The 370-nt window shown below is 67.6% G+C and carries 1 protein-coding gene; it reads right to left on the bottom strand.

From position 1 onward, the window contains the following. Positions 1–80: 80 nt before the first annotated feature. On the bottom strand, positions 81–370 hold a 290-nt coding region (locus tag RMT89_RS41585), incomplete at its 5' end, for a hypothetical protein (protein WP_315888947.1).

Here is a 370-nt window from a genome sequence, read left to right as displayed (position 1 = left end):
CGCCTGACCGCTGCCCGACCACGTGGTACCCCACCCCTCGTCAGGGGTGGGGGTTTTCTTTGGTATAGGGGGGACCCCTATCACCACTCCAGCTCGATGTCGGAGTCCACCAGCATCGCCCGCACTCCCGCCTCGGTCGTGGCCATGCCAGGCCGTCGTCGTCGATCCAGCTTGACCAGGGCCAGACCCGGCCCTCCATGTCGTAGGCCGAGCACGTGACTGCGTAGGTCGGTGGGGATGATCAGGATGCCCATCTCAGCCCCACTCCACTGCCACATCAGGGTCAGCCAGCATCGCCCGACCAGCCGCCGCCGCCCACCACCCACGAGGACGATCCCCCACAGGTCCACGCGACAGCGCGATCGGCATC

Origin of the sequence: Streptomyces sp. P17, from assembly GCF_032436805.1 — a bacterium.
In the GTDB taxonomy this organism is placed as follows: Bacteria; Actinomycetota; Actinomycetes; order Streptomycetales; family Streptomycetaceae; genus Streptomyces.
The sequence above is the reverse complement of the archived record's forward strand: the minus strand, read 5'-3'. Positions and strand labels throughout refer to the sequence as shown.